Origin of the sequence: Desulfurococcus sp., assembly GCA_026626905.1 — an archaeon.
Taxonomy (GTDB): Archaea; Thermoproteota; Thermoprotei_A; order Sulfolobales; family Desulfurococcaceae; genus Desulfurococcus.
Map to the genome: position 1 here is coordinate 1 of JAPNUX010000007.1, position 4,567 is coordinate 4,567.

General features: G+C 44.0%; 6 protein-coding genes. 4 read left to right on the top strand and 2 right to left on the bottom strand.

What is annotated here, in order from left to right:
- The first annotated feature begins 247 nt into the window (after nt 1–247).
- The 4 genes from OWQ48_05825 to OWQ48_05840 all read left to right on the top strand — a co-directional run bounded on the left by OWQ48_05825 (nt 248) and on the right by OWQ48_05840 (nt 2,497).
- Complete coding sequence (locus tag OWQ48_05825; GenBank protein MCY0868727.1) at nt 248–736, top strand: QueT transporter family protein; 489 nt, start codon at nt 248–250, stop codon at nt 734–736.
- The gene (locus tag OWQ48_05830) at nt 729–1,451 is read left to right on the top strand and encodes an ABC transporter ATP-binding protein (protein ID MCY0868728.1); all 723 of its coding nucleotides are present in this window, start codon (nt 729–731) and stop codon (nt 1,449–1,451) included. The genes OWQ48_05825 and OWQ48_05830 overlap by 8 nt, the downstream gene beginning before the upstream one ends.
- Nucleotides 1,435–2,010 carry a hypothetical protein gene (locus OWQ48_05835; GenBank protein ID MCY0868729.1) on the top strand — a complete coding sequence of 192 codons (576 nt, stop codon included), beginning with the start codon at nt 1,435–1,437 and terminating at the stop codon, nt 2,008–2,010. Before OWQ48_05830 ends, OWQ48_05835 begins: the two co-directional genes overlap by 17 nt.
- A gap of 319 nt (nt 2,011–2,329) precedes the next feature.
- Nucleotides 2,330–2,497, top strand: a complete 168-nt coding sequence (locus tag OWQ48_05840; GenBank protein MCY0868730.1) for a hypothetical protein — start codon at nt 2,330–2,332, stop codon at nt 2,495–2,497.
- A gap of 88 nt (nt 2,498–2,585) precedes the next feature.
- On the opposite strand, the gene OWQ48_05845 is transcribed toward OWQ48_05840, so the two are convergent.
- Both OWQ48_05845 and OWQ48_05850 read right to left on the bottom strand, forming a co-directional pair.
- Nucleotides 2,586–3,851, bottom strand: coding sequence for a SufS family cysteine desulfurase (locus OWQ48_05845; protein MCY0868731.1), 1,266 nt, complete (start codon nt 3,849–3,851; stop codon nt 2,586–2,588).
- A 113-nt stretch (nt 3,852–3,964) separates the two neighbouring features.
- Entirely contained in the window at nt 3,965–4,474 is a 510-nt protein-coding gene (locus OWQ48_05850) for a transcriptional regulator (protein ID MCY0868732.1), read from the bottom strand.
- Between the last annotated feature and the right edge of the window lie 93 nt (nt 4,475–4,567).

Sequence of the window (4,567 nt, forward strand, 5' to 3'; positions counted from 1 at the left end):
AGTAGCCTCCCGAGTTCTCTGCTAGCCTGTTTACTACCATATATCAGCATCTACTTAGCCACGTGATACCAGGTATCTTTAGTCTTACCACCCACTTATATTTGGTGAATGTAGATTTAAAGGCTACTGGGCATGACGGTATCACTAATATTCCAGTCGCACTAGAAGGGTAAGCTATATTTCCACTTCAATCCTTAATTACACTTATCGTCAGCAATGTAAGTAGACACCAGTTACGGTGGGTTCAATGAAGCTTTACACGCTTACTGCTGTTAAATCAGCTATTATTGCATCAGTATATGCAGCTACAACAATCGTGCTAGGCTACCTCTCGTACGGTGGACTCCAGTTTAGAATTAGTGATGCAATGCTTATCCTGCCGTTATTTGAAGGCATGGGTTTAGAAGCAGTAGTAGGATTAGCTATAGGGGGTTTACTAGGCAACTTGGCAAGCCCCTTCGTACCCTGGGACTGGGTTTTCGGGCCTGCAGCAAACCTGCTGGCTTCCATCATAGTCTACTTGATTAGAATGAGTAAGCTGAGGCCTCTCTTAAAGCTTACTGCTTCAAGCGTGCTAGCCGCGCTAGCTGTAGCACTGCTAGTAGGGTTTGAGCTCACCGTTATATATGGGCTTCCAGCACTAGTATACATGTATTTATTCGTTAGTGAACTAGTGGTTATCGCTGGTATCGGCGGACTCGTTTACAGGTCTCTAAAGGTGTTTACTAGTGAGTAAGCTGAGAGCAGTAGACCTGGCTATAGGCTACAGGATTGAGCGTCCTCTTCTAGAGAACGTGGAGTTCACGCTTGACTCAGGACTCTACGCGTTAATTGGAGCTAATGGGAGTGGAAAAACAACCCTCCTCAAAACTCTCGCCGGCATTCTAAAGCCGTTGAAGGGCTCTGTGAATGTAGATGGTGTCAACATACATAGAGCTCCTAGGAGAGAGGCAGCCAGGCTTGTAGGGTATGCTTGGCAAAACCCCTTCTACGGGTTTGTGGAGGCTTCCGTAGAGCGGGAAATACATCTTATAGCGAAGCTAACAGGTGTTAGGCTAAAGGAGGAAATACTCTACCGGCTTGTAGAGTTAGAGCTTATGGGTCGAAGCCCCTTTACTCTCAGTGGAGGTGAGGCTAGAAGAGTTGCGTTAGCAAGCGTCTTAGCAGCTGATCAACCGGTGTGGTTGCTGGATGAGCCCTTCGCCGACTTAGATTACAGCGGCTACAGGATTCTAGCAAGCCTAGTTGAGTATGGTGTTAAAGCCGGTAAGATAATAGTAGTGTCAACACACATAGTCTCCCTTCTAGATCCATTAAAGCCTAGAGGATTCCTACTAATTGATAGAAACAGGAGGAGACTACTCACTGGAGCCTGGAACGAGCTAAGCGATGACATACTAGTGGAAGCCAATGTGATCCCAAGGGGGATTCTATGTGCCGCTACTCCGTGAAACCCTAGTCCTCCAGGAGAAGGATAACTGGCTTAGTAGAGAAGCATTGATCCCAGTGAAGCTTGCCCTGCTACTAGTTAACATGGTAGTAATAGTCTTCTCAAACCCCTTTATTACGCTAGGCTTTATCGCAGCTTACATGCTAATTTACACTAGTATAGGTGCCTTTAGACTCCTCTACCTCACTCTAATAGTATATACTCCGCCTGTACTTATTGTAGCGTTAGTTAACTTTGCTCTAGGCGAGTTAACAGCAAGCCAAGTAAACCTCTATCTATACAGCTATTCTCTCCTCCTCTCAGTACTCCTCGTCTACTCGACGAGCAAGAGGGAGAGCTTATTGAAGCTTCTCTCGCCAGTTAAACTGGACTTAGCGTACTCTCTAACATTTAGTATTCTCGAGGAATTAGAGAGCATGATTGACTCTAAAATAGCACGCGGCTGGGAGCCTGGTTTCAACCCACTTAAATACTACATAGTGATAATCGATGCAATCAAACTAGCTGTATTAAGAGTAAGAGGGGTTGAAGACTCGTTAAAAGCACGGGGAATGGAGTAGTACAAGCAGCAGACTACTTAACACCAGCAGCTTGCTACACATTATACAAATAATTCTGTATTGTGCACCGGGCTTGGAGGACAGTAGAACAGAGTTCTTATATTTGAACACTATATTTTCACATGAGCATGTGATCTAGAATTTAACATATTTTTCACTATGAACTATACTCGTTTACATGACTTGGTATGATGATGCTGTAATTATTTTTAATCACATTTTATATCAAGCTTAAATGTGTTCAATGAATACTGTTTCTACAAAACGTAAGGCTTAAATATTACCAGCGTGAAGTTATATTGTGAAGAGGTGGAAGTGAATGCCCGAGAAGCTAAAGTTCTTCGACCTAAAGGCAAAGAAGTACTTCGAGACAGACCAGTACGAGGTTGTAGTGAAGGAGACTAAGAGGGGCAAGATAAAGATAGCATTCGCTGTCAGCCCACACACAGGCAAGAAGTTTGCTAGAATACTCGGGCCTGCGAAGTAGTCTTAGCAGGCTAGCGTTAAACCTATACTCAAGTTTCTTTTTCTCTCCTTAATTCCTTCTAAATTCTTATGATTATTGTCTTTGAGTTTTATGTGCCGGTACAGATCTCTGCTGCTGGCTTAGATTTCAGTACATCCTTTAACTGTATTATCTTCTCGAGCGACTCGATGAAGTAGTCTACTTCCTCGATTGTATTGTATATGTAGTAGCTGGCTCTCACAGTACCCTTCAATCCTAGCCTGTAGTGCAGGGGGTGCGCGCAGTGCATTCCTGTTCTTACAGCTATACCGAAGAGGTCTAGTGCTGATCCCACTGTATGGTGGTTTAATCCTTTGATGTTGAACGCTATGACAGCAGTCTTATCCTCAGGGTTCCGTGGCCCATAGTACTCTACATCGATGAGTTCTCCTAGCCTTCTAATAGTATACTCTGTTAAAGTCTTCTCGTGGGCTCTCACATTCTCCATACCTATGCTTGTAAGGTAGTCTATGGCTGCAGCCAGCCCGACTCCCCCGGCTATGTGTGGTGTTCCTCCTTCGAATCTCCACGGTAGATCATGCCATACAACGTCATCGAGTGTTACATCCTTAATGGTGTCGCCGCCGACTCTAACAGGGTTCATTGATTCAAGGATATCCCGTCTCCCCCATAATACTCCAATACCTGTTGGACCTAGCATTTTATGCCCGCTGAAAGCTAGGAAGTCTACTTCAAGCTCTCTAACGTTTGTAGGCACGTGTGGAACGCTTTGAGCTCCATCCGCTACTACTATAGCGTTGACACTGTGAGCTAGTCTAGTTATCCTCCGCGCGTCGTTTATAGTGCCTAGTACATTGCTGGCTAGAGGGAATGCTACCACCCGTGTTCTCTCAGTAATTAACTCCTCAAACTGCTCGTACTTCAAGTAGCCGTCATCTGTTATATCCACATATTTTACCTTTGCTCCCTTAAGCTTTGCCACCAGCCTCCATGGAAGCATATTGCTGTGATGATCCATTACTGTTAACACTATCTCATCTCCCTCTTTTAGATTCCATAGTCCCCAGCCGTATGCAATGATATTTATAGCTTCAGTCGTATTGCTACAGAAGACTACCTCACTCCAAGAGTACGCGTTGATGAATTTAGCTACCTTCTCGTGTGCATCTTCATACATCTGGCTGGCTTCCTGGCTAAGCGTGTGGAATCCTCTATGAACATTTGCATTGTGATACATGTAGTAGTCTCTTATAGCATTAATTACTTGTATAGGCTTCTGTGTTGTCGCCGCGTTATCAAAATATACTAGTCTTCTCCCATGTACCTCACGGTTAAGTATTGGGAAATCCTTGCGTATCTCCTCGGGATCCAGCATTACATCCACCCTAGTAGACTAAATGAATCTAGGCTCTAAAATCTAGCATTGATGGAGGAGAGTATTAGCTAGCTGAAAGCCCTGAAAAAAGTTTAGATTTAAAGAGTGCTGGCCTACCCTAGTGCTTTAAGAGCTGATTCTATATGCTTTCTAGCCTCTTCGACTTTACTCTTTAAACTAGAGTACTCATCCTCTACTGCTTTCAGCCTGGCTTTCAGCTCCTCATGCTCTCTTTCAAGCTGGGATAACCTGGCTTTAAGAGGCTCCAGGCTTACAACCTCTACATCAATACACCCATTCTTTGAGAATAATTCCTCTAGGAGGCTGTGGATAGTCCTGGAGACTACATCCTCACCTCTAGCAACATACTTTCTAGCTAGCTTCTCGGGTATACCGAGCTCCTCGCTTATCAAGCCATAAGAATAGTTAGCTCTATACATTGCGAGAGCTAAAGCTGTATTATAGAGCTCTCTGATAACAGCTATCTTATCCTCACTAGATGCTACCAGCTGCTGAATCTCAGATTTGAGTAAAGCAGCAGTGTACAGTGCTATACCGAGAAGTCTTACCTCACTCTTACTACCTGGAACCATGGGTGCACAAAGCCTGATTACCTGGCTCATAAGGCATCCTCATATTCTATATATGCTATTTATCAGCTTATAAAACTATCCCACTAGATATCCTAGAGGAAATTTTAACTACCTAAATCCCAT

Bases quoted from the DNA above. Each gene is read 5' to 3' on its own strand.
- OWQ48_05850 (MCY0868732.1), bottom strand. From the start codon at position 4,474: ATGAGCCAGGTAATCAGGCTTTGTGCACCCATGGTTCCAGGTAGTAAG.
- OWQ48_05845 (MCY0868731.1), bottom strand. From the start codon at position 3,851: ATGCTGGATCCCGAGGAGATACGCAAGGATTTCCCAATACTTAACCGT.
- OWQ48_05840 (MCY0868730.1), top strand. From the start codon at position 2,330: ATGCCCGAGAAGCTAAAGTTCTTCGACCTAAAGGCAAAGAAGTACTTC.
- OWQ48_05825 (MCY0868727.1), top strand. From the start codon at position 248: ATGAAGCTTTACACGCTTACTGCTGTTAAATCAGCTATTATTGCATCA.